Origin of the sequence: Variovorax sp. CCNWLW186, from assembly GCF_037203865.1 — a bacterium.
GTDB lineage: Bacteria > Pseudomonadota > Gammaproteobacteria > Burkholderiales > Burkholderiaceae_C > Variovorax.
Genome location: NZ_JBBCBO010000011.1, coordinates 55,773 through 78,627, shown reverse-complemented (window position 1 = coordinate 78,627; position 22,855 = coordinate 55,773). Strand labels below are relative to the sequence as shown.

28 protein-coding genes are annotated in these 22,855 nt (G+C 65.4%); 18 read left to right on the top strand and 10 right to left on the bottom strand.

Annotation, left to right across the window (positions count from 1 at the left end):
• Positions 1-13: 13 nt before the first annotated feature.
• The 4 genes from rbfA to V9K97_RS15270 are packed head-to-tail and all read left to right on the top strand — an operon-like array spanning position 14 to position 4,128.
• Positions 14-385 carry a 30S ribosome-binding factor RbfA gene (gene rbfA / locus V9K97_RS15285; protein WP_126745896.1) on the top strand — a complete coding sequence of 124 codons (372 nt, stop codon included), beginning with the start codon at positions 14-16 and terminating at the stop codon, positions 383-385.
• Positions 386-387: 2 nt separating this feature from the next.
• A complete protein-coding gene (gene truB / locus V9K97_RS15280) occupies positions 388-1,344 on the top strand; it encodes a tRNA pseudouridine(55) synthase TruB (RefSeq protein WP_258506474.1) in 957 nt (318 codons plus the stop codon).
• Positions 1,341-3,176, top strand: a complete 1,836-nt coding sequence (typA, locus tag V9K97_RS15275; protein ID WP_258506473.1) for a translational GTPase TypA — start codon at positions 1,341-1,343, stop codon at positions 3,174-3,176. Before truB ends, typA begins: the two co-directional genes overlap by 4 nt.
• Positions 3,177-3,201: 25 nt before the next feature.
• The gene (locus tag V9K97_RS15270) at positions 3,202-4,128 is read left to right on the top strand and encodes a DMT family transporter (RefSeq protein WP_337297549.1); all 927 of its coding nucleotides are present in this window, start codon (positions 3,202-3,204) and stop codon (positions 4,126-4,128) included.
• Positions 4,129-4,195: 67 nt separating this feature from the next.
• Here the strand turns inward: V9K97_RS15270 and V9K97_RS15265 are convergent, their stop codons facing one another.
• The 3 genes from V9K97_RS15265 to smpB form a co-directional block, all read right to left on the bottom strand.
• Entirely contained in the window at positions 4,196-4,591 is a 396-nt protein-coding gene (locus tag V9K97_RS15265) for a COG4315 family predicted lipoprotein (RefSeq protein ID WP_126745893.1), read from the bottom strand.
• A 128-nt stretch (positions 4,592-4,719) separates the two neighbouring features.
• A complete protein-coding gene (locus V9K97_RS15260) occupies positions 4,720-5,100 on the bottom strand; it encodes a COG4315 family predicted lipoprotein (RefSeq protein ID WP_337319049.1) in 381 nt (126 codons plus the stop codon).
• Between the two features lie 90 nt (positions 5,101-5,190).
• Positions 5,191-5,667 (bottom strand): SsrA-binding protein SmpB, encoded by a 477-nt coding sequence (gene smpB / locus V9K97_RS15255; protein ID WP_157613979.1) that lies wholly within the window; start codon positions 5,665-5,667, stop codon positions 5,191-5,193.
• A gap of 62 nt (positions 5,668-5,729) precedes the next feature.
• Between smpB and V9K97_RS15250 the strand changes: the two genes are divergently transcribed.
• Together V9K97_RS15250 and V9K97_RS15245 are read left to right on the top strand one after the other, a co-directional pair.
• On the top strand, positions 5,730-6,179 hold the full coding sequence (locus tag V9K97_RS15250; protein WP_126745891.1) for a type II toxin-antitoxin system RatA family toxin: 450 nt from the start codon (positions 5,730-5,732) through the stop codon (positions 6,177-6,179).
• Positions 6,176-6,511 (top strand): RnfH family protein, encoded by a 336-nt coding sequence (locus tag V9K97_RS15245; protein ID WP_337319047.1) that lies wholly within the window; start codon positions 6,176-6,178, stop codon positions 6,509-6,511. The genes V9K97_RS15250 and V9K97_RS15245 overlap by 4 nt, the downstream gene beginning before the upstream one ends.
• A gap of 10 nt (positions 6,512-6,521) precedes the next feature.
• Here the strand turns inward: V9K97_RS15245 and V9K97_RS15240 are convergent, their stop codons facing one another.
• On the bottom strand, positions 6,522-7,049 hold the full coding sequence (locus V9K97_RS15240; protein ID WP_258508444.1) for a DUF4124 domain-containing protein: 528 nt from the start codon (positions 7,047-7,049) through the stop codon (positions 6,522-6,524).
• 180 nt (positions 7,050-7,229) lie between these two features.
• Between V9K97_RS15240 and guaB the strand changes: the two genes are divergently transcribed.
• The 4 genes from guaB (at position 7,230) to guaA (ending at position 11,178) form a co-directional block, all read left to right on the top strand.
• On the top strand, positions 7,230-8,699 hold the full coding sequence (gene guaB / locus V9K97_RS15235) for an IMP dehydrogenase (RefSeq protein ID WP_337297545.1): 1,470 nt from the start codon (positions 7,230-7,232) through the stop codon (positions 8,697-8,699).
• 166 nt (positions 8,700-8,865) lie between these two features.
• Positions 8,866-9,114, top strand: coding sequence for a type II toxin-antitoxin system Phd/YefM family antitoxin (locus V9K97_RS15230; protein ID WP_337319045.1), 249 nt, complete (start codon positions 8,866-8,868; stop codon positions 9,112-9,114).
• Positions 9,115-9,125: 11 nt separating this feature from the next.
• Positions 9,126-9,545 carry a type II toxin-antitoxin system VapC family toxin gene (locus V9K97_RS15225; protein WP_337319151.1) on the top strand — a complete coding sequence of 140 codons (420 nt, stop codon included), beginning with the start codon at positions 9,126-9,128 and terminating at the stop codon, positions 9,543-9,545.
• Between the two features lie 13 nt (positions 9,546-9,558).
• Entirely contained in the window at positions 9,559-11,178 is a 1,620-nt protein-coding gene (gene guaA / locus V9K97_RS15220; protein ID WP_258506458.1) for a glutamine-hydrolyzing GMP synthase, read from the top strand.
• Between the two features lie 412 nt (positions 11,179-11,590).
• On the opposite strand, the gene V9K97_RS15215 is transcribed toward guaA, so the two are convergent.
• The 4 genes from V9K97_RS15215 to V9K97_RS15200 all read right to left on the bottom strand — a co-directional run bounded on the left by V9K97_RS15215 (position 11,591) and on the right by V9K97_RS15200 (position 13,909).
• A complete protein-coding gene (locus tag V9K97_RS15215) occupies positions 11,591-12,172 on the bottom strand; it encodes a protocatechuate 3,4-dioxygenase (protein WP_337319043.1) in 582 nt (193 codons plus the stop codon).
• A gap of 157 nt (positions 12,173-12,329) precedes the next feature.
• Positions 12,330-12,956: a DNA-3-methyladenine glycosylase I gene (locus V9K97_RS15210; protein WP_337319041.1), complete on the bottom strand. Its 627-nt coding sequence runs from the start codon at positions 12,954-12,956 to the stop codon at positions 12,330-12,332.
• 32 nt (positions 12,957-12,988) lie between these two features.
• Entirely contained in the window at positions 12,989-13,276 is a 288-nt protein-coding gene (locus tag V9K97_RS15205; protein ID WP_337319039.1) for a YciI family protein, read from the bottom strand.
• Between the two features lie 36 nt (positions 13,277-13,312).
• Entirely contained in the window at positions 13,313-13,909 is a 597-nt protein-coding gene (locus V9K97_RS15200; RefSeq protein ID WP_337297612.1) for a TetR/AcrR family transcriptional regulator, read from the bottom strand.
• Between the two features lie 278 nt (positions 13,910-14,187).
• On the opposite strand from V9K97_RS15200, the gene V9K97_RS15195 reads away from it, so the two are divergent.
• Complete coding sequence (locus tag V9K97_RS15195) at positions 14,188-14,706, top strand: 2'-5' RNA ligase family protein (RefSeq protein WP_337319037.1); 519 nt, start codon at positions 14,188-14,190, stop codon at positions 14,704-14,706.
• A 19-nt stretch (positions 14,707-14,725) separates the two neighbouring features.
• On the opposite strand, the gene V9K97_RS15190 is transcribed toward V9K97_RS15195, so the two are convergent.
• Positions 14,726-15,640 (bottom strand): LysR family transcriptional regulator, encoded by a 915-nt coding sequence (locus V9K97_RS15190; RefSeq protein ID WP_337319035.1) that lies wholly within the window; start codon positions 15,638-15,640, stop codon positions 14,726-14,728.
• A 127-nt stretch (positions 15,641-15,767) separates the two neighbouring features.
• On the opposite strand from V9K97_RS15190, the gene V9K97_RS15185 reads away from it, so the two are divergent.
• From V9K97_RS15185 to V9K97_RS15165, 5 genes are all read left to right on the top strand, one after another.
• On the top strand, positions 15,768-16,757 hold the full coding sequence (locus V9K97_RS15185) for a 2Fe-2S iron-sulfur cluster-binding protein (RefSeq protein ID WP_337319033.1): 990 nt from the start codon (positions 15,768-15,770) through the stop codon (positions 16,755-16,757).
• A 37-nt stretch (positions 16,758-16,794) separates the two neighbouring features.
• Entirely contained in the window at positions 16,795-18,054 is a 1,260-nt protein-coding gene (locus V9K97_RS15180) for an aromatic ring-hydroxylating dioxygenase subunit alpha (RefSeq protein ID WP_337319031.1), read from the top strand.
• Complete coding sequence (locus tag V9K97_RS15175) at positions 18,051-18,530, top strand: aromatic-ring-hydroxylating dioxygenase subunit beta (RefSeq protein WP_337319030.1); 480 nt, start codon at positions 18,051-18,053, stop codon at positions 18,528-18,530. The genes V9K97_RS15180 and V9K97_RS15175 overlap by 4 nt, the downstream gene beginning before the upstream one ends.
• 30 nt (positions 18,531-18,560) lie before the next feature.
• Positions 18,561-18,881, top strand: a complete 321-nt coding sequence (locus V9K97_RS15170) for a non-heme iron oxygenase ferredoxin subunit (RefSeq protein WP_126745865.1) — start codon at positions 18,561-18,563, stop codon at positions 18,879-18,881.
• A 110-nt stretch (positions 18,882-18,991) separates the two neighbouring features.
• Complete coding sequence (locus tag V9K97_RS15165) at positions 18,992-19,483, top strand: RidA family protein (protein ID WP_337319028.1); 492 nt, start codon at positions 18,992-18,994, stop codon at positions 19,481-19,483.
• Between the two features lie 4 nt (positions 19,484-19,487).
• Here the strand turns inward: V9K97_RS15165 and V9K97_RS15160 are convergent, their stop codons facing one another.
• Positions 19,488-20,564, bottom strand: a complete 1,077-nt coding sequence (locus tag V9K97_RS15160) for a DUF72 domain-containing protein (protein ID WP_337319026.1) — start codon at positions 20,562-20,564, stop codon at positions 19,488-19,490.
• 62 nt (positions 20,565-20,626) lie between these two features.
• Between V9K97_RS15160 and V9K97_RS15155 the strand changes: the two genes are divergently transcribed.
• Together V9K97_RS15155 and V9K97_RS15150 are read left to right on the top strand one after the other, a co-directional pair.
• Positions 20,627-22,138, top strand: coding sequence for a sensor histidine kinase (locus V9K97_RS15155; RefSeq protein WP_337319024.1), 1,512 nt, complete (start codon positions 20,627-20,629; stop codon positions 22,136-22,138).
• The gene (locus V9K97_RS15150) at positions 22,135-22,773 is read left to right on the top strand and encodes a response regulator transcription factor (protein WP_337319022.1); all 639 of its coding nucleotides are present in this window, start codon (positions 22,135-22,137) and stop codon (positions 22,771-22,773) included. Before V9K97_RS15155 ends, V9K97_RS15150 begins: the two co-directional genes overlap by 4 nt.
• Positions 22,774-22,855: the final 82 nt, after the last annotated feature.

The following is a 22,855-nucleotide window of genomic DNA, read 5'->3' as shown; positions in this document are numbered from 1 at the left end:
CGCGAGAGAGTCCATGCCGAAAAGAAAAGCCGCCGCCCCCAACCGCGCGTTCAAGGTTGCCGATCAGATCCAGCGCGATCTGACGGAGCTGATCGCGCGCGAGTTGAAGGATCCGCGCGTGGGCATGGTCACGATCCAGGCGGTCGAGGTCACGCCCGACTATGCGCATGCGAAGGTGTTCTTCAGCGTGCTCACAGGCGACGTGGACGAAACCACCGAAGCGCTGAACCAGGCCGCGGGGTTCCTCCGCAATGGTCTGTTCAAGCGCCTGCACATCCACACCGTGCCAACGCTGCACTTCCTGTTCGACCGCACCACCGAGCGTGCGGCCGACATGAATGCGCTCATTGCGCAGGCCGTCGCTTCGCGTTCGAAAGACGACTAGCCATGAACGCGCCACGCACAAGGGTGCAGCGGCGCCCTGTGCATGGGGTGTTGTTGCTCGACAAGCCGCTGGGACTTTCCAGCAACCAGGCCCTGCAAAAGGCCAAGTGGTTGCTGCGCGCCGAAAAAGCGGGCCATACCGGCACGCTCGATCCACTCGCGACCGGTGTGCTGCCCCTGTGCTTTGGCGCAGCCACCAAGTTCAGCCAGTTGCACCTCGACGCAGACAAGACCTACGTGGCCACAGCCCGCCTTGGCGTGAAGACCGCCACCGCGGACGCCGAGGGCGAGGTCATCGCCGAGCGCCCGGTGCACGTCACGCCTGAAGACCTGGCCCGTGTCGAGGCGCAGTTCACCGGCCCGATCCGCCAGGTTCCGCCGATGCACAGCGCGCTCAAGAAAGACGGCAAGGCGCTGTACGAATACGCGCGCGAAGGCATTGAAATAGAGCGTGCGCCACGCGACGTGGTCATTCATCGGCTGAGCATCACGCGAACGGACGAAACCGCCCTGCGGATCGTTGCCTCGGTGAGCAAGGGCACCTACATTCGCACCTTGGGTGAAGACATCGGCGAAGCCCTGGGTTGCGGCGCGCACCTGACCTCGCTGCGCCGCACGGCAACCGGCGGCTTCGGCGAGGCGCAGTGCGTCACGCTCGAGGCGCTCGAGGCCATGGGCGAGGAAGAGCGCCTGGCACAACTCCTGCCTGCCGAATCCCTGGTGGACGGCCACAGCCGCGTCATGCTCGGCAACGAAGATGCGGCACGTTTTCTCTCGGGCCTGCGCCGCCGCGGCAGCTGGGCCGATGCCGACGAGGTGGCGGTGTTCGGCATCGAACCGCCGGCCTTCCTGGGAACGGCCCACATCACGGCCAACGAATTGATTCCGGGGCGCTTGCTGAACCCCATCGAAATCCAGCAAATTCTTTTGAACGCACAACAGACCGAAGCGACACCATGAGTACCAAGCAAATCCGCAATATCGCCATCATTGCCCACGTGGACCATGGCAAGACCACGATGGTCGACCAGCTGCTGCGCCAGTCGGGCACCTTTGCCGAGCACGAGAAAGTGGTCGACACGGTGATGGACAACAACGCCATCGAAAAAGAACGTGGCATCACCATCCTGGCCAAGAACTGCGCCGTGACCTGGGAAGGCACGCACATCAACATCGTCGACACCCCCGGCCACGCGGACTTCGGCGGTGAAGTGGAGCGCGCGCTGTCCATGGTCGACGGCGTGGTGCTGCTGATCGACGCACAAGAAGGCCCGATGCCCCAGACCCGCTTCGTGACCAAGAAGGCGCTGGCCCTCGGCCTCAAGCCGATCCTGGTCGTGAACAAGGTCGACAAGCCGGGCGCCAACCCCGACAAGGTGGTCAACGCCGCCTTCGACCTGTTCGACAAGCTCGGCGCGACCGACGAACAGCTCGACTTCCCCGTGGTCTACGCCTCGGGCATCAACGGCTGGTCGTCGCTGGAAGAGGGCGCTCCTGGTGAACAGTGGGGCCCCGACATGTCGGCCCTGTTCAACACCATCCTGAAGCACGTTCCGTCGCAAAAGGGTGACCCGGACGCGCCGCTGCAGCTGCAGATTTCCGCCCTCGACTTCTCGACCTTCGTCGGCCGCATCGGCGTGGGCCGCATCAGCCAGGGCACGCTCCGGCCCATGACTGACGTGCTGGTCATGGAAGGTCCGGACGGCAAGACCGTCAAGGGCCGCGTCAACCAGGTGCTGACTTTCCAAGGCCTGGACCGCGTGCAATCGACTGAAGCCGGCCCCGGCGAAATCGTGCTGATCAACGGCATCGCCGACATCGGCATCGGCGTCACCGTGACCGACAAGGACAAGCCCGCGCCGCTGCCCATGCTCAAGGTCGACGAGCCGACCCTGACCATGAACTTCTGCGTGAACACCAGCCCGCTGGCCGGACGAGAAGGCAAGTTCGTCACCAGCCGCCAGATCTGGGACCGCCTGCAGAAGGAGCTGCAGCACAACGTTGCGCTGCGCGTGAACGAAACCGACGAAGAAGGTATTTTCGAAGTGATGGGCCGCGGTGAACTGCACCTGACCATCCTCTTGGAAAACATGCGCCGCGAAGGCTACGAAATGGCCGTGTCGAAGCCGCGCGTGGTGTTCCGCACCGTGAACGGCGAGAAGCACGAGCCCATCGAGCTGGTCACGGCCGACATCGAAGAACAGCACCAGGGCGGCGTGATGCAGGCACTGGGCGAGCGCAAGGGCGAACTGGTCAACATGGAACCGGACGGCCGCGGCCGTGTTCGTCTCGAGTACCGCATTCCGGCGCGCGGCCTGATCGGCTTCACGAACGAGTTCCTGAACCTGACGCGCGGCTCGGGCCTCATCAGCAACATCTTCGACAGCTACGAACCGCACAAGGGTGACATCGGCAGCCGCAAGAACGGCGTGCTGATCTCGATGGACGACGGTGAAATCTTCACCTACGCCCTGGGCAAGCTGGACGACCGCGGCCGCATGTTCGTGAAGGCCAACGATCCGGTGTACGAAGGCATGATCGTCGGCATCCACAGCCGCGACAACGACCTCGTGGTGAACGCCACGCGTACGAAGCAGCTGACCAACTTCCGCGTGAGCGGCAAGGAAGATGCGATCAAGATCACGCCCCCGATCGACCTCACGCTGGAATACGGCGTCGAGTTCATCGAGGACGACGAGCTGGTCGAAATCACGCCCAAGAGCGTGCGCCTGCGCAAGCGTTTCCTGAAGGAAAGCGACCGCAAGCGCGCCAGCCGCGAAACGGCGAGCTGATCGCCGGCACCGACACCGACCACCGATGCTGCGCCTGACGCACGGAGGGGCCGTGTGGATGATGGTCGCCGTGACCCTGATGTGGGCCACGGCGGGCGTCGTCACGCGGCACCTTGCGCAGGCGCACAGTTTCGAGATCACCTTCTGGCGCAGCCTCTTCACGCTGCTTGCGCTGCTGGTGATCTTGCCGCTTTGGCGGGGCCGGGCGGTGTTTTCGCAGATACGGCGCGGCGGCCGCGCGCTGTGGATTTCGGGCGTCTGCTGGACGGTGATGTTCACCGCCTTCATGGTGGCGCTCACGCTGGCTTCCACTGCCAGCGTGCTGGTGACCATGGCGCTCGGGCCGTTGTTCACGGCGTTGGCCGCGCGCATTTTCATCGGCCACCGGCTGCCCGTTCGAACCTGGCTCGCCATCGTGGTGGCCGGGCTCGGCATTGCGTGGATGTACGGCACGCAGCTGGTGCAGGGCGGGGCGGCGGGCGGATCGCTGCTTGGAACCCTGGTGGCGCTTTGCGTGCCACTGGCCGGTGCCACCAACTGGACGGTGGTTCAGCATGCGAATGCCAAGGGGCAAGACATCGACCTGGTTCCCGCGGTGCTCATCGGCGCGGCGCTCAGCGCGCTGTTCACACTGCCCTTTGCGCTGCCTTTTCAGGCGAACGCGCACGACCTCGGCCTGCTTGCCTTCCTGGGCGTGTTCCAGTTGGCAATTCCGTGCGTGCTTTCGGTGCTTTGCGCGCGGGTGCTGAAGGCGCCTGAGGTCGCCTTGCTCGCGTTGCTCGAGGTGATCTTCGGCATTGCGCTGGCGTGGCTCGGTGCCGGCGAAACGCCCGCGCCCAGTGTGCTGACCGGTGGCGCGCTGGTCATTGGCGCACTGGTGTTCAACGAGCTGCTCGCATTGCGCGGACGGCGCACCACGGCGGCGGACAGCGTGCTGCCCAGCGCGCACTAGGCGAACCCTAAAAAGAAAAAGGCCCCGACTTTCGCCGGGGCCTTTTGCATTCAGCGGATGGCTGGCCTCAGGGGCGGGCAACCTTCCAGGCGCCGTTCAGGACGCCATCGCCGGTCTTGTCGCCCGGCTTGCTGTCCTTCGTCCAGTAGTAGAGCGGAGAACCCTTGTAGGCCCACTGCCTCTTGCCGTCTTCGCGCACGATGATGGTGTAGCCGCCCATGGGCTTGGCGGTTTCGGCCACGGGGAGCGGCGGCCAGTTGGCGGCGCACTGGGCGTTGCAGGCGGAGGTGCCGGCGCCGGGCGTATCGCGGGCGAAGGTGTAGAGCGTCATGCCGTTCGGTCCGACGAGCACGCCGTCGGCGGTGCGAGTGGGGGTGTCGGGTGCGCTGGCGGTCTTGTTGGACATGCCACCGCAGCCGGCGAGCAATGCCGCCGCGAGGATCGAGGCGCTGAGCAATTTCATGCAGTTTCTCCTTCAGTTGAAAAATCGCGAACACAAGCCAGTTGGATGCGCGAGCCGGCAGTTTATGCCGGCCTCAAGGCAAATCGCGGTAGGCGGGCGTCGCGAGTTCAGCAAAACATCACGTGCACTCAGGGCTTGGCGGTTTTCCAGGCCCCGCCAACGCCGTCGCCGGTCTTGTCGCCCGGCTTGGTGTCCTTGGCCCAGTAGTAGAGCGGCCAGCCCTTGGCAGCCCACTGCTTCTTGCCGTCGTCCCGCGTGACGAGGGTGAAGTCGCCGGCCGGCTTGTCGGCGTCCGTGGCCATGAAGGGTGGCCAGTTGGCCGCGCAGCCCCCATTGCATGCCGACTTGCCGCTGCCAGCCGTGTCCTTGTCGAAGGTGTAGAGGGTCATGCCGTTCGGGCCGACCAGCGCGCCGCCCGCGGGCTTGGGCTGGGCGAGAACGGGAAGTGCGAGCACGCTGCCGAGCAGCGCCGCGGCAAGGCCGGCGGAAGAAACGCGAAGAGGCGACATGGAAGACTCCTGGTTCGGTGCACCGACCATCCGGCGGCACCGCATAAACACCCGCAGTGGCGTTTTATTCCATGCCGCGCAAAAAAGAAACTAGCGGCTGCGGCTTTTCATGGCGCGCTCCACCTCGCGCTTGCCTTCGCGGTCCTTGATGGTGTCGCGCTTGTCGTGCTCGGCCTTGCCCTTGGCGAGCGCAATCTCGCATTTGACCTTGCCCGCCTTCCAATGCAGGTTGAGCGGCACCAGCGTGTAGCCCTTTTGTTCAACCTTGCCGACCAGCCGGCGGATTTCTTCCTTGTGCAGCAGCAACTTCTTGGTGCGGACGGAGTCAGGATTGACGTGGGTCGACGCGCTCTTGAGCGGGTTGATCTGCAGGCCGACAACGAACAGCTCGCCGTCGCGGATCACCACGTAGCCGTCGGTCAGCTGCACCTTGCCTTCGCGCAGGGACTTGACTTCCCAGCCCTCGAGGACGATGCCGGCCTCGAAGCGTTCTTCGAAGAAATAGTTGTACGCGGCCTTCTTGTTGTCGGCAATGCGGGAGGAGGTATCTTGTTTCTTGGTGGCCATGGCTCGGAAAGATGGGGACGCATGGCTTCAATACAATCCGTCGCGCACGCTGTCCCGATTCTATGAAAACCGTCAACAAGTCCGTCCTCATCTGGTACAGCGCCGAAGAGATGTACGCGCTCGTCACCGATGTGGAGAAGTATCCGCAGTTCCTGCCCTGGTGCGACAAGGCCCGGGTCATCGAGGAAGACGAGGCCGGCATGACCGCCGAAGTCGGCCTGGCTTTTGCCGGCCTTCACCAGAGCTTCACCACCCGCAACAGCCACGTACCGGGGCGCGAAGTGCACCTCAAGCTGGTCGACGGGCCGTTTTCCAACCTCGACGGCATCTGGAAGTTTGCGCCCGTGGGCGAGCCCGGCGACCGGGCCTGCCGGGTCGAGCTGCACATGAGCTACGGCTTCAGCAACTTTGCGCTGCAGGCGCTGGTGGGGCCGGTGTTCGACACCGTTGCCTCCAGCCTGGTCGAGGCTTTCGTGAAGCGCGCCGAGCAGGTCTACGGCAAGGAAGGATGATCGAAGTCACGCTGAGCTGCTCGCCCGCGCCGCGCGAGGTGTTCGAGCAAGTGCTGCGGCTGCCGCCCGAGGCCACGGTGGACGATGCCGTGAAGGCCAGCGACCTCGCGCAGCGCTTCCCGCAAATGGATTGGCGCCAGGCCATGACGCCCGGAATCTGGGGCAGGGAAGTCGAATGGAACCAACCGCTCAAGGACGGCGACCGCATCGAGTTATGCCGGCCCTTGGCGGTGGACCCCAAGGTGGCGCGCCGCGAGCGCTTTCAGCGGCAGGGCGCGCGGGGTACCGGCCTTTTTGCAAACCGCCGCAAGGGCGGCAAGGCCGGCTACTGAGTCTTCGAGACTACTTGCAGTCACTCTGGATGATCGACTGAAGGCGCTTCTGCTCGGCGGCGCGAGCGGCATCGTCCATGATTTCGCGCTCGCCCTTGGCGTTGACCTTGGCCACGCGGATGCCGCTATCGAACGTGGCCTTGCCCTGGCGTGCGCGCTCGCAGTTCTCGGCCTTGATCTTGGCGTTTTTCTCAGCCTCGGCGGCCTGCTTGGCTTTTTCTTCAGCCTGTGCCTTCTTGGTCTTTTCCTCGAGCTCCTTGTCGACCGCCGGCGGCTTGGGCGCTGCGGCGGCTTCGCGGGCCTTGGGGGCGGCTGCCTCGTCGGAGGCGGCACCCTCGGCGGGAGCCGAGCCAAAACCGGTGCGGGCCGGGGGCGGCGAGCCTGCGCGGCGCAGGATGTTCTTCTCGGGAATATCGGGCGGCGGTGCCTGGTCGCTGAAGACCTTCTTGCCGCTCTTGTCGATCCATTGCCATTGCGCGCTGGCCGACAGCGGCAGCAGGCAAACACATCCCAGTACGAGCCAATGCGCGAATTTCATGCGGCGAGTTTAGCTGGGCCTTACGTTTTGCAACACGAAAGGCCCACGCTTTCCACGCCGCCGAGTTGGGAATTGGCGACGTTTGACGCTCTCGCAACCCGCGCCGATATCGGTCGAAGCCCCCTCAGGGGGCGGGTAAGTACCGGGCATCGTTACAATCCGTCTTTTGGAGCTTCACCCATGCGCCTTCTCGGCAAAGCGCTCACCTTCGACGACGTGTTGTTGGTGCCAGCGTTCTCCCAGGTCCTGCCCAAGGACACCTCCCTCGCCACCCGCTTCTCCCGCAACATCGCGCTCAATCTGCCGCTGGTTTCCGCCGCGATGGACACCGTGACCGAGGCTCGCCTCGCGATCGCCATTGCGCAAGAAGGCGGCATCGGCATCGTGCACAAGAACTTCACCGCGGCCGAGCAGGCTGCGCAGGTTGCCAAGGTGAAGCGCTACGAATCCGGCGTGCTGCGCGACCCGGTGGTGATCACACCCACGCACACGGTGCTGCAGGTCATGCAGCTGTCCGACGAGCTGGGCATCTCGGGCTTTCCGGTGCTCGACGGCGGCAAGGTGGTGGGCATCGTCACGGGGCGCGACCTGCGCTTCGAGAGCCGCCTGGACGTGCCGGTGAGCGAGATCATGACGCCGCGCGAAAAGCTCATCACGGTGCCCGACGGCACCACCCTTGCTGAAGCCAAGGCGCTGCTCAACAAGCACAAGCTTGAACGCCTGCTGGTCATCAACAGTGCGTGGGAGCTCAAGGGCCTGATCACCGTCAAGGACATCACCAAGCAGACCAGCTTTCCCAATGCGGCGCGCGACCCGAGCGGCCGCCTGCGCGTGGGCGCGGCAGTCGGCGTGGGTGCGGGCACCGAAGAACGCGTCGAGGCGCTGGTCAAGGCCGGCGTCGATGCCATCGTGGTCGACACCGCGCATGGCCACAGCGCCGGCGTGATCGAGCGCGTGCGCTGGGTCAAGAAGAACTATCCGCAGGTCGACGTGATCGGCGGCAACATTGCCACCGGCGACGCAGCGCGTGCGCTGGCTGACGCCGGCGCGGACGCCGTCAAGGTCGGCATCGGCCCGGGTTCTATCTGCACCACGCGCATCGTTGCCGGCGTGGGCGTGCCGCAGATCATGGCCGTGGACAACGTGGCCACCGCGCTGCAGGGCACCGGCATTCCGCTGATCGCCGACGGCGGCATCCGCTATTCGGGCGACATCGCCAAGGCCATTGCCGCGGGCGCAAGCACCGTGATGATGGGTGGCATGTTCGCGGGCACCGAAGAAGCCCCCGGCGAGATCGTTCTGTTCCAGGGCCGCAGCTACAAGAGCTACCGCGGCATGGGCTCCATTGGCGCCATGCAGCAGGGCAGTGCCGACCGCTACTTCCAGGAGTCGACCACCGGCAATCCCAATGCCGACAAGCTGGTGCCTGAGGGCATCGAAGGCCGTGTGCCGTACAAGGGCTCGATGGTTTCCATCGTGTACCAGATGTCGGGCGGCTTGCGTGCCAGCATGGGCTACTGCGGCTGCGCCACCATCGAAGAGATGAAGAACAAGGCCGAGTTCGTCGAGATCACCACCGCCGGTATTCGTGAGAGCCACGTGCACGACGTGCAGATCACCAAGGAAGCGCCGAACTACCGCGCCGAGTGATTGTGGCCCCCACGCTCCCCCACTGCGTGTGGGTCGCTGCCCCCCGAGGGGGCCGCAGGCCGGCTTGGGGCGGCCCGGCGCCCGCCTAAGCTCATTCTGGCCAGATCTTGAAAGTCAGGCCAGATTGGGATTAGAATTTGGGCCAGATTCAAACTTTCTGGCCCAAATGCAATCCATCGGCATCGCCGAAGCCAAGAACAACTTCTCTGCCCTGATCGACATGGTCGAAAAGGGCGAGGAGGTTCGCATCACCCGCCACGGCAAGGAGGTGGTGCGCATGCTGCCGGTGCGGCGCAAGCCCGTCATCACCGACGAGCAGATCGAACGCGAACTCGGCCAGATCGACGTGCTGCACGCCAGCATCAAGCCCGGCCAGCCCGTGCGCGCGTTGCTCGACGAAGGGCGCCAATCGTGACAGCCTTCGTCATGGACGCTTCCGTCACCGCCGCCTGGCTGCTGCCCGACCACGCCAGCGAACACACCCGCAAGCTCTACGCCGCCATTCGCCGCGACGAGGTGGAGCCGCAGGCGCCCAACGCCTGGCAATGGGAGTGCGCCAACATCCTTGCCAACGGCGTTCGCAGCGGCCGCATTCCTCCTTCGGCCGTCGAAGGGCTGTGGAGCGTGCTCGATGCCATCCGCCATCGCGTCGAACTGCACGAACTCGCGCCGGCGCAACACAAGGCCGTGCTCGCCGTGGCCATCGATGTGGGTGTCTCGCTCTACGACGCGGGATACCTCTGGCTCGCACGATCACTCAATCTCCCGCTCGCCACCTTCGACGAGCAACTCATCCAGGCTGCGCCCAAGGCGGGCGTCAGGCTGTTCGACATTTCAACGCTCTGACCGAGTCTTCTCCATGCAACACGACAAGATCCTCATTCTCGATTTCGGCTCGCAAGTCACGCAGCTCATCGCACGCCGCGTGCGCGAAGCACACGTGCTCAGCGAAGTGCACCCTTGCGACGTGACCGACGAATGGGTGCGCGAATACGCAGCCGACGGCCACCTCAAGGGCGTGATTCTTTCGGGCAGCCACGCGAGCGTGTACGAAGAAACCACCGACAAGGCCCCGCAAGCCGTGTTCGACCTGGGCGTGCCGGTGCTCGGCATCTGCTACGGCATGCAGACCATGGCGCACCAGCTCGGCGGCAAGGTCGAGGGCGGCCACAAGCGCGAGTTCGGCTTTGCGTCCGTGCGCGCCCATGGCCACACCGCGCTCTTGAAAGACATTGCCGACTTCACCACGCCCGAAGGCTTCGGCATGCTCAACGTGTGGATGAGCCACGGCGACAAGGTCACCGAGCTGCCGCCCGGCTTCAAGCTCATGGCCAGCACCGAGAGCTGCCCCATTGCCGGCATGGCCGACGAGGCGCGCCGCTACTACGCGCTGCAGTTCCACCCCGAAGTCACGCACACCGTACAGGGCAAGGCGATCATCGATCGCTTCGTGCTCGGCATCTGCGAGGCGAAGCCCGACTGGGTCATGCGCGACCACATCGCCGAAGCCGTGCAGAAGATCCGCGAGCAGGTGGGGGATGAAGAAGTCATCCTCGGCCTCTCGGGCGGCGTGGATTCGAGCGTGGCTGCCGCGCTCATCCACCGCGCCATTGGCGACCAGTTGACCTGCGTGTTCGTCGACCACGGCCTCTTGCGCCTGAACGAAGGCGACATGGTCATGGAGATGTTCGAAGGCAAGCTGCACGCGAAGGTGATTCGCGTCGACGCCAGCGACCTGTTCCTCGGCAAGCTTGCCGGCGTGAGCGACCCTGAAGCCAAGCGCAAGATCATCGGCGGCGAGTTCGTTACCGTGTTCAAGCAGGAAGCCGCCAAGCTCAAGGCGGGCGATGGAGGCCACAAAGGCGCCACCTTCCTCGCGCAAGGCACCATCTACCCGGACGTCATCGAATCGGGCGGTGCCAAGAGCAAGAAGGCCGTCACCATCAAGAGCCACCATAACGTGGGCGGCCTGCCCGAGCAGCTCGGCCTCAAGCTGCTCGAGCCGCTGCGCGACCTCTTCAAGGACGAAGTGCGCGAACTGGGCGTGGCACTCGGCCTGCCGCCGGAGATGGTGTACCGCCATCCGTTCCCCGGCCCGGGCCTGGGCGTTCGCATCCTCGGCGAAGTGAAGAAGGAATACGCGGACCTGCTGCGCCGCGCCGACGCAATCTTCATCGAGGAGCTGCGCAACTTCAAGGACGACGCCACCGGCAAGACCTGGTACGACCTCACGAGCCAGGCATTCACCGTGTTCCTGCCCGTGAAGAGCGTGGGCGTGATGGGCGACGGCCGCACCTACGACTACGTGGTCGCGCTGCGCGCCGTGCAGACCAGCGACTTCATGACCGCCGACTGGGCCGAGCTGCCTTATGCGCTGCTCAAGAAGGTGTCGGGCCGCATCATCAATGAGGTGCGCGGCATCAACCGGGTGACGTACGACGTGTCGAGCAAGCCGCCGGCAACGATCGAGTGGGAGTGAGGCTCGCTTCTCCATAAAAAAGCCGCTGCTCCCAGCGGCTTTTTTTTGTTCCTAGTTGCGCTTCCAGGGGTTCCACCAGCGCCGGGAAGGTTGCCACGGTGCGAGTGGCCGGGTGTCCAGGTCGTAATTCATGGGTGGTACATCGCCGCGAAGCTTTCGTACCTTCACCTCAAGGGCATGGGCGATGCCGCGTGCATGCCGGTCTCCGCGAAGCGCGCGCCTGCGCCACTCTGCCGCCTGCGCGGCCAGGGCATGCTGATCTGAGTCGTCCAGTTCCACCATGCCGGCATTGTTTATTTTTGCCGATCGCCGGCTGTAGGCGGATGGAGTACGCGCTTGTACGAAAAGATACAAACGCCCGCCTTTTTGCGACAGCGCGTTCAGGCGGCGCTGTCGCCAAGCCCGGGCGCACTCAAGCCGCGACCACGATCGGAAAACGTGCCCGCAGCCCGTCCGCCCCGCGCTCGAAAGGCACCGTGATAGCGTCCCTCGCAGCTTGGGGAAGGTTGCGCCAGAGAAAGTCGCGCGCGTTGCCCGGGTCGCCGGCCACGTAGAGCTGCGTGGTCAGCAGTTCACGCGTGCCCAGCTTCACCTTGACGTGAATGTGCGGCGTCCGGCCGCTGTAGGGCACGGGCCGGATGGTGCGGAAGCGGTAGCTGCCGTCCTCGCCGACTGCCACGCGGCCAAAGCCTTGAAAGGCCGCATCGGCGCGATCACCGTCGCCGGGGTGGTGGTAATGGCCGTTTTCGTCGCATTGCCAGATCTCGATCTGCGCGCCGCGCAGCGGCTTGCCGTCCAGGTCGGTCACCGAGCCGTCGACCCACGCGGGCTGGCCACCGCGGTAGTTCAGCGTGCCGTTGCGCAGCAGGTCGTTGTCGGAATCGCTCGGCAGGCGGACGGGATAGAACGGCCCTTCGGTTTGCGATGGCGTGGCCATTCGGGCCGCTGCGGGCTGGGCACGGGCACCCAGCCAGAGCGCGGGAAAGACGACCATTGCCGCGGCAACGGTGCGCCGTGGAAGGCCGGCCGCACGGCCAGCCCGTTCGGACGGTGCTCGATCCGGTGCGGATTCGACCCGGACAGATCCTGGTTCTGGCGTGGCGTGCATGGCTTGTCAGAGCCGCGGCGCACGCGCGAGTTCCGCGCCTTTGTCAATCGGCGATTGGGCGTGCTCGCGGCTTTTGGAACGCGCTGCGACCACGCGCCGCCTTTGCCCGGACCACACACCCTTGCGCATGGTCGTTGATGAGGCCCATGGCCTGCATGAAGGCGTACACGGTCGTCGGCCCGACGAACTTCCAGCCGAGCTTCTTCAATGCTTTGGAAAGCGCGATGGAAGCCTCCGAGGTCGAAGCGCTCTGCGGTTCCGCAAGCGAGTCGGCATCGGGCTCATGGCTCCAGAAGAAGGCCGCCAGCGAGCCGTGGCTCGCGACCAGTTCTTGCGCACGGGCGGCATTGTGGATCACCGCCTCGATCTTGCCCCGATGCCGGACGATGCCCGCGTCTTGCAGCAGGCGCTCGACGTCTTTCGCGGTGAAGCGGGCCACCTTGTCGAAGTCGAATCCGTGGAACGCCGCGCGGAAGTTTTCCCGCTTGGCAAGGATGGTGCGCCAACTCAGGCCCGACTGGAAACCTTCCAGGCAGAGCTTCTCGAACAAGCGGCGGTCGTCGGCTACCGGAAAGCCCCATTCAGTGTCGTGGTAGGCAAGGAATTCGGGCGCGGTTGCGCACCAGCGGCAGCGTGGTTGGCCGTCTGGGCCGTTGATCAATGCAGTCATCGGGTGGCTGTGGCTGTAGGTGTGTAGGGATATCAGCCCAGCAGAAAGCCGAGCCGCTCGTCGGCGCGGGCCGGCGCAATTTCCATGATCTCGGCGCTCACGACCTTCTCGGCAACGAACGGATCGGCATCGACCCGCGCCTGCAACTCGTCCATGGTCGTGCGGTGCGCGAGCACGGCACCCCCCAGGTTGGGCTTGAGGCTGCCGGCGAGCATGAACACGCCGTCGTCGAAACCGCGCTGCAGCCATGCCTTGTGGCCTTCCATCCACTGGGCTGCATTCGCCTTGTTGCTTGAGAACTTGAGGAGCACGATGAACATGGGTTTTTCTTTTTGCAGAGATGATGAACCTGGAGGTCAGCGGTTGCTGGTGGCTGGCTTGCGCGCGCAGGACTCGAGCCACTCGCACAGCTGCCGCACTTCCTGCTGCACGAAGGACTTGTCGCGAAAGGCATTGGCCAGCACGGCCACGCCCTGGCTCCGGGCGAGCAGGTGCATGGCGAGCGCATCGGCATCGGCCTTGCGGCCCAGCAGCGCGAACTGCTTTCGCAGCCAGACGCGGAACAGGGTGAACAGGCCGTTGGCCTGCTTCAGCGAGGGATGGTCCAGCTTGGCGAGTTCGGTAGACAGCGTGCCCACCGGGCAGCCGTGCCGCATGATGAGAGATTGGTTGGCAACCAGGATGTGAATGAAGCTTCGGATGCGGCTTGTGGGATCAGGACCGCATGCTTCCCATTGCGCCAGCATGCCGCGCGTCTGGCCAAGGCGCGCGGCAATGACCGCATCCAGAATTTCGTCCTTGGTCTTGAAGTGATGATAGAAATTGCCGCGCGAAATGTTCACCACCTTCGCAATGTCGGCGAACGAAGTGGCCTCGAAACCTCGCGTGTAGAACAGCTGGTCCGCAGCATCCACGATCTGCTCGCGTGTGGTCTTGTCGGCCATGGCGGTCATCTGCAATCCGGTATCTCCTGCAACTAGGACGGCTGTCCTAAACGGCGCGGAGAATAGGGTAGCCGCTCTGATTCGTCAAGAACGCAAATCGCCTGGCCGATGCGGGTGCTTTCGGTAAGCTATGGGCCTAGCAGCAGTCCGAATCTCCGGGGGAAGACGCTCTTATTTTTTCCATGCCCGAACAGCTTCTTCTCCCAGGTATCGACCCTCCGCCGCCGCCCCTGCGCCGTGCTCGCGGCACAGCGCCCCGCAAGGAGCGCCTGCCTCGCTCGCTTTTCATGGCGATCTTTCCGTACGCTGAAGACGCCGCTTCGATTGCCGCGCTGGGCGCGCGCCTCAAGGACCGGCATGCACTGAAGGGAAAGCTGACCGAGGCGCATCGCCTGCACGTCACGCTGCATCACCTCGGCAGCTATCCGGCGGCAGTGCCGCGCAAGCAGGTGCAGGCCGCCATCGATGCGGCAGCGAGCGTGGCGCCTCCGTCTTTCGATGTGGTGTTCGACGAGGTCATGCGGTTCGACAAGAGCAAGGCATTCGTTTTGTGCGGCAGCGAAAGCGGGACATCAGCGCTGGCAGCCTTCAGGCAGCGTCTTGGCGAAGCGCTGGCCGATGCGAGCTTCAAGCCCGATCACGGCTTCACGCCTCACATGACCCTGGCCTACACGCCCACAAAGGTCGAGCGGCATCCGATCGAGCCGGTCCGGTGGAGGGCGGATTCGTTCGCCCTCATCGAAAGCCACGTGGGCGAGAGCATCCATGAGGTGCTCGGTCAGTGGCCCGCGGTCCGGCCCGCCTGAAGCTCTTCGCCGCCGCGCTCTAGTCGCTGTCCGCAAAATTGTCGAACAGCAATCCGCGCAGCCACTGGTTGCCCGGGTCGCGATGCACCTTCGCGTGCCAGAACAGGTTGATTGCAATCTGCGGCAGCGGCACCGGATGAGGGCGCCAAACCAGCCCGAAAGGCTCCGCAATGCTCTGCGCCAGCCGCTCCGGCACGGTGGCGATCATCTCGCTCGACCGCAGGATGTGGCCGATGGCCACGAAGTGCGGCACCCTGAGCCGAATGTGCCTTTGAATGCCTTGCGCTGCCATCACGTCGTCGGCCTTGCCGTGGCCCGTGCCGGCGGCCTGCACCAGAACGTGGTCGGCCGCGCCGAAGTCCTTGAGCGACACGCTGCGCTTGCGCGCCAGCGGATGAGCACTTGAGAAGAGGCACACATAACGCTGCAAGAACAGCCGGCGCTGAAACACGCCTGCCTTGAGCTGCGGCAGCAGACCGATGGCAATGTCGACGTGGCCGGCCTCGAGCTCATCGCGCAGGCTGGCCGCGGCGTTGTTGCGCACCGTGCTGATCGTCACGCCCGGCGCCGTGCCAGACAGCGTTTCCATGAGCTTGGGTGTGAAGTAGATCTCGCCGATGTCGGTCATCGCCAGCGTGAAGCTGCGCGTGCTGGTGGCGGGGTCGAACACCACCTGCTGGTTCAAGGCGGAGTGCAGGGCGCCCATCGCATAGGCCACCGGCTCGGCCAGCTGCAGCGCGAAAGGCGTGGGCTCCATGCCGCGCGCCGTGCGCAAGAAGAGCTCGTCGCCCAGCAGCTTGCGCAGCCGCGCCAGCGCATTGCTGATGGCCGGCTGCGAAAGGCCGAGCGATTCGGCCACCGCCGAGACGCGCTTCTCGGCCAGCATGCGGTCGAACACCAGCAGCAGGTTGAGGTCGATGTCCTTGAGTTGCATGCAGACCTTTATTCATATCGGTGATGTGGTCGATTCACCGGATTCTATTGGTCAATTTGCATTCGCCGCGCATCATCCGCTCCAGAGACAGGCCGGTCTCTTGAGCCGGCGCAAAGAAAAGCCCACGATGGACCTGCACATTCACCCGATTGCCCGCACGCTCGAAGTCCGCCCCGGTGCGAACCTGCTCGAAGTGCTGCGCGAGCACCATGTGCCGGTGTCTTACAGCTGCATGTCGGGGCGCTGCGGAACCTGCCGCTGCAAGGTGGTGGCTGGCCAGGTGCTCGACGCCGGGCAAGACGCGATCCGCCCCGACGGGCAGGGTGAGCGTTACGTGCTGGCTTGCCAGAGCACGCTGACCGAAAGCTGCACCATCGAGATTCCGGAGCCCGACGAGGTGGTGGTGCATCCGCCGCGCATCCTTAAGGCGACCGTGACCGGCATCGACGTGCTCACGCACGACATCCGCCGCCTGCGGCTCAAGCCGAACAAGCCGCTGGAGTTTTCACCGGGCCAGTACGCGCAATTGCAGTTCGCGCCCGACCTGGCGCGGCCGTATTCCATGGCCGGATTGAGCCGCGACGCGGAGCTTGAATTTCATATCCGCAAGGTGCCCGGCGGGCGCGTCACTGCGCACATCTTCGAACAGTTGCGCATGGGCGATTCGGTGCGGGTGAGCGGCCCGCTCGGCACGGCCTACCTGCGCACGAAGCACCGCGGGCCGATGCTCTGCGCGGCCGGTGGAACGGGGCTTGCACCGATTCTCTCCATCGTTCGGGGCGCGATTGAGGCCGACCTGATGCAGCCGATTCACCTTTACCTCGGCGTGCGCTCCGATGCCGACGTGTACGGGCTCGCCGAACTCACCGAACTGCAAGCGCGGCATCCGGGACTGAAGGTGCATGTGGTGGTCGTTACCGGCCCCGCGAGCAAGAACCAGCGCCAGGGCCTCATCACCGATGCCATACGCGCCGACGGGCCCGGCAGCCTCGACGGCTGGCGTGCCTACCTCTGCGGTTCGCCGCCGATGGTCGAGGCCGTGACCCAGCTGGTGCATGCGCGCGGCCTCGCACCCGAGCAGACCCATGCCGATGCCTTCTACCTGCAAGGCACCTGAAGAACAGAGACAGACGGACAAGAAAAGGAGACCCGCGATGAGCACGCAAGATGTATTTCCGATCGAGCTGCGATGGGAAAGCGAAAAGACCAGCCGCATTCCCTTCATGGCCTACACCGACGAGGCGCTGCACAAGAAGGAGCTGCAGCGCTTCTTCTACGAAAAGCACTGGTGCTACGTGGGCCTGGAAGCCGAGATTCCGAACCCGGGCGACTTCAAGCGCACGGCCATCGGCGAGCGCTCCGTCGTCATGTCGCGCGACGAAGCGGGCGCCATCCACGTGTTCGAGAACGTCTGCGCCCACCGCGGCATGCAGTTCTGCCGCGAGCGCCACGGCAACAGAAAGGAGTTCGTCTGTCCGTACCACCAGTGGAACTACACGCTCAAGGGCGACCTGCAGGGCGTGCCATTTCGCCGCGGCGTGAAGCAGGACGGCAAGGTCAACGGCGGCATGCCGGCCGATTTCAAGACCGAGGAGCACGGCCTCACCAAGCTCAAGGTGGCCTCGCGCGGCGGTGTGGTGTTCGCATCGTTCGACCACGACATCGAGCCCTTCGAGGACTTTCTCGGCTCCGACATCCTTGGCTACTTCGATCGCCTGTTCGACGGCCGCAAGCTCACCATACTCGGCTACAACCGCCAGCGCATTCCCGGCAACTGGAAGCTGATGCAGGAGAACATCAAGGACCCATACCACCCGGGCCTCCTGCACACATGGTTCGTCACCTTCGGGCTCTGGCGTGCGGACAACAAGTCGGAGCTCAAGATGGATTCGCGTGGCCGCCACGCCGCGATGATTTCCACCCGCGGCAGTGCCGGCAAGGCCGCGCAAGTCACGCAGGTGTCGAGCTTCAAGGAAAGCATGCAGCTCAAGGACCCGCGCTTTCTGGACATCGTGCCCGAGCCCTGGTGGGACGGACCCACGGCGGTGATGATGACGCTGTTCCCGAGCCTCATCCTGCAGCAGCAGGTCAACAGCGTGTCGACGCGCCACATCCAGCCCGTGGGGCACGACGCCTTCGATTTCGTCTGGACGCATTTCGGCTTCGAGGACGACACCGAGGAGATGACCGAGCGGCGCCTGCGCCAGGCCAACCTGTTCGGACCGGCCGGTTTCGTTTCGGCCGACGACGGCGAGGTGATCGAGTTCTCGCAAGAGGGCTTCGAGCAGAAGCCCTACCACCGCACCCTGGCCGAACTGGGCGGGCGCGAGGTCGAGAACACCGATCACATGGTCACCGAAACATTGATCCGCGGCATGTACCGCTACTGGCGTGAAGTGATGGAGGCGGCATGAACCTCGACGCCAACACCTACCTTGAACTGTCGCGCCTGTACGCGGCCTATGCGCATGCCGTCGATTCGGGCCAGTGGGACTTGTGGCCCGCCTTCTTCATCGAGCAATGCAGCTACAGGCTGCAGCCGCGCGAGAACCATGAGCGCGGGCTTCCGCTTGCCACGCTGTCTTTCGAGAGCCGGGGCATGCTCGAAGACCGGGTCTACGGCATCAAGGAAACGCTGTTTCACGACCCGTACTACCAGCGCCACGTGGTAGGCCTGCCGCTGGTGCACAAGGTCGATGCCGACGGCACGATTCACAGCGAGGCCAACTACGCGGTGTTCCGCACCAAGCTCGACCAGGCCTCGACGGTGTTCAACGTCGGCCGCTACATCGACACGGTGGTTGCGACCCCTGACGGACTGAAGTTCGCGACACGTCTTTGCGTGTTCGACAGCGAGATGATCCCCAACTCGATCATCTATCCCATCTGAGCCCCCCAAGTTTTCGAAGGCATCCACCCTATGACCACAGTGACATGGATCGACGCGGCGTCGGTCGACGAGGTTCCCGCCGACGACGTGGTGGGCATCGAAGTGCAGGGCAGGGACATTGCCCTGTACGGCACCGAAGACGGCATTCACGCGACCGACAACATCTGCACCCACGGCCACGCGCGACTTTGCGACGGATTCCTTGAGGGCCACGAGATCGAATGCCCGCTGCACCAGGGCCGCTTTGACGTGCGCACCGGCAAGGCCATGTGCGCGCCGCTCACCGAGGACCTGCGCAGCTATCCGGTGAAGATCGAGGGCGGGCGGGTGTACCTCGCCATCGAGCAGTAGGCGCTCCGCCAAGCCGTCTGTTGCGCATCGGGTCTGGGCAATCTGTATCTGTTGCGCCAAACGCGGATGGCGACAATGAGGCCATCGTTTGATGGAACCATGGAAACCGTATGACCGCGCAGACCCGAGACCAGATTGCCGACCGAATTGCCGCCGAGCTGGGCCACAGCTTCGAGGGCGAGCTTGTTGCCGGCGGCAACTACATCCCTGTGGTGCGCGACGGAAACACCCTCTACACCAGCGGCCAGGTGCCGCGCGTGGAAACCACCGTTGTCGTCACCGGCCGCGTGGGCGACCAGGTGTCGCTCGCCAAGGCCCGCGAAGCGGCGCAAATCTGCACCTTGCGCTGCCTCACGCTGCTGCGGCGCGAGCTCGGTTCGCTCGACGAAATCGGCAAGCTGCTGCGCGTGGGTGTGTTCGTGCAGTGCACCGCCGACTTCACGCAGCAGAGCGAAGTGGCCGATGCCGCATCGGAGCTCCTGCACCGCGTGTTCGGCGATGCCGGCGTGCATGTGCGCACGGCAGTGGGCGTGTATGCGCTGCCCAAGAACGCAAGCGTCGAGCTGGAGATGACCGTCGTCGCCAGGCCCGCCGCCAGTTGATGCGCTAGCGCTTCGGCAGGTCGACGATGTCGCGCGCCAGCGAGGCAATCGTGAGCGGCGCGCACCCTTCGGCGTTGTTGCTCACGGTGACATAGGCGCGCTGGCCTGCGCCAGTGGTGCCTGCAATCACCTTGGCCAAAGCCGCGCGCGTTTCCGGATCGGGGTCGACGATCTTGTCGAACGGCCCATAGAGTTTTTCCGCATCTTCATAGCCGAAGCGGCCGTGCCGGCGATGCAGGTTCCAGCGGCACACCAGCGGCCCGTGCCACAGCGCGCGCAGCATCGGCAACTGGTCTTCGATGGGCGGCATCTTGGCGTGCAGGCCCATGCAGAAGGTCGCGCCCGTGCTGCGCAGCATGTCGGCGAAGGCAGGGCACAGCAGCTGGGGGTCGCGCACCTCCACGGCAATGACCGCGTCCGGGGCCGCCTGCTGCAAGCCGGGCAGGGCCTGCAGCATGTCGCCGATGCAGGTGAGCAGTGCGGGCTGGTCGGCCAGCAGTTGCGAAGGAATCGGGCTCAGCTGGAACACCAGCGCACCGATGCGGTGGCCGAGGCCCTCGAGCGCGGGCTGCACGAATTCCTGGATGGCGATCTCGCTGTTCAGAAACACCGGGTTCACCTGCGTGCCACGGCCGCTCTCGTCGCGCACCGTGGCGTCGGTCACCAGGCTCGGCGCCTTCACCACAAAGCGAAAGTCGTCCGGCACCATGGCCGCATAGCGCGCGTACTGGCTTGCCGTAAGCGCGCGGTAGAAGTTGCGGTCCAGGCTCACGGTGCGAAAGAGCGGGTGTTGCGCCAGCGCGGCGAGCCCGTTTTTCGAGAGCACCGATTCGGCGTATTCGCCGTCCCACACCAGGTTGGCCCAGCCCGGATAGCTCCATGAAGAGGTACCGAGCCGAAGCGCCGGCGGAAGCGCCGCGGCCAGCTCGATGAGTGCCGGGTCGGCCGCCATCGCCGCCACAGTGCCGCCGCGTGGTTTCTTCTTTGCGGGCGGCTCGGTCTCGGGCTCTTGCGGCGCCGCTGGTGGCGCCTCGGGTGGGCGCGGAAGATCGGGGAAAAGGGAATCCTGCACTTCAGCCATGTCTGGGGCCGCATTCTCGGCCAACATCGGCCGGCCTTGCCGCGGCGGGCACAATTCGCGCCATGAAACAGTGGTTGCGTACGCAGGTGGGCTGGTGGCTGGCATGGCTGGCCCTTACGGCCGTGGGCGCGGTGTGGCTCGCGCGCGCAGAGCTGGCCCAGCTGCAGCAGGCTTTCGAAGCCGACGTGCGCATTGCGCACCGCCTCATGAGCCAGCAGATGGTGCAATACGACGCGGTGCTGGCCACGCTGGCGCTGCTTGAAACCGGCAGCGGCGCAGATCGCCCGGAGCAGCGACTCTCTTCGGTCTATCCGTCGATCCTGCGCGTGCAGCGGCGCGCGGGGGACGAACCTTGGCCCGACGAGAAGCATGCGGGCGCCTTGGCCGCAGCAGAAGCCCAGTCGCGCAGCCAACGACGCGCCGAACTGGCCGCCGTCGATCTTGCGCAAGGCCGATACCAACTCGTGATCGGCGCCACACCCGTGAGCTATTCGCTCGAAATCGACCTGGCCGGCTCGGTGCCGTGGCGCGACTGGCCGATGAATCCCAAGCAAAGTCCGGTGCGCGTGAGCCTGCAGCGCGGCGCGCAGCAGTTTGTTCTGCAACCTGGGCAGGCGGCGCAAGCGGCCGAAGGGGGCATTGGCGGCTGGCGCTTCGGCCTCACCAAACCGCTCGCGTCTCCGAGCCAGCCTTTCGACCTTGTGGCCGAGCGCCGCGTGGGCTGGGCCGAACTGCCATGGCGCGGCATTGCAGGCTGGGCCGCGGCTGTGGCGTTGCTGCTCGCCGGCTTGTGGGCCGCCCAGCGCCAGCGCATTGCGCGCCGCCGTGCCGAAGAGCTGCTGCGCCTCGGCCAGGTGGCGCGGCTCAATGCGCTGGGCGAACTCTCCGCGGGCTTGGCGCACGAGCTGAACCAGCCGCTTACGGCCGTGCTGGCCAACGCGCAGGCCGCGCGGCGGCTGCTGGACGACGATCCACCCGAGCTTGCTGCGGCAAGAGACGCCATGGGCCAGGCGGTGGAGCAGGCGCGGCGCGCGGCCGGCGTGGTCGGCCGGCTGCGCCGCGTGATCGAGCGCCCGGAAGCCGGCGGCGACGTCAAGCCGCTGGTGCTGCAGGAGGTGGTGCGCAGCGCCATGCACCTGCTGGCGCCGGAGTTTGCGCAACGCGGCGTTGCCGCGCAGTTCGACGCCACGGCCCAGGCGCCGGTGCGCGTGAAGGCCGAAGCCGTGGCGCTCGAGCAGATCGTGCACAACCTGCTGATGAACGCTTTGCAGGCGCTCGACCTGGTGCCCGTGTCCGAGCGGCGTCTTGCGGTTTCGGTCGGCCGCAACGGCCAGGAGGGCGTGCTGACCGTGACCGACAACGGGCGCGGCATTTCGCCCGAAGCCATGCCGCGTCTTTTCGAGCCCTTCTTCAGCACGCGGGAAGGCGGTTTGGGCCTTGGCCTGAGCCTCAGCGAAACGCTGGCGAGCGGCATGGGCGGGAGCCTGAGCGCGGCCAATGCGATGCCCCGCGGTGCGCGCTTCACGCTGCTGCTTCCGCTGGTGGCGGCATCGAGCAAGGAGCGCGAGGCATGAACAGCACGGCCCCGCATTCACCGTTATCACCGCTCATTCATCTCATCGACGATGACCAGGCGGTGCGCGACAGCCTCTCGCTCTTGATCGGCACGGTCGGCCTGCGGGTGCAGGGCTGGGCCGATCCGCAGGCCTTCATCGACAACTTCGACCGCGCGAGCGTGGGTGCGATCGTGCTCGACGTGCGCATGCCCGGCATCAGCGGGCTCACCGTGCTCGACCGGCTGGTGGCGCAGGGCGTCGACCAGCCCGTGATCATGCTCACGGGGCACGGCACCGTCGAGATGTGCCGCCGCGCCTTCAAGGCCGGCGCGGCCGAGTTTCTCGAAAAGCCGGTGGACGACGAGCAACTGCTCGAAGCCCTGCAGCACGCCGTGCGCCAGCATGTGCGCTCGCGCGAACGCGCGCAGGCCGACAACGCCGCGCGCGAGCGGGTGGCGCAGTTGTCGGAGCGCGAGCGCGAGGTGCTCGCCTTCATCGTGCGGGGGCTGACCAACAAGGAGATTGCGCGCATGCTGGCGCTGTCGCCCCGCACGGTCGAGACGCACCGGGCCAACCTGTTTGCCAAGCTCGACTGCGATTCGCTCGCGCAGCTGATTCGCTGCTACGCCGTGCTGGTGGCCGGGGACGCCTGAACCCGGCCGCTCCGTAGTTCTACGGAGCGCCGGGCGTAGCCGTACGAATGGCCGCGGCGGCCGGTGTTTTCTACAGTGGCGC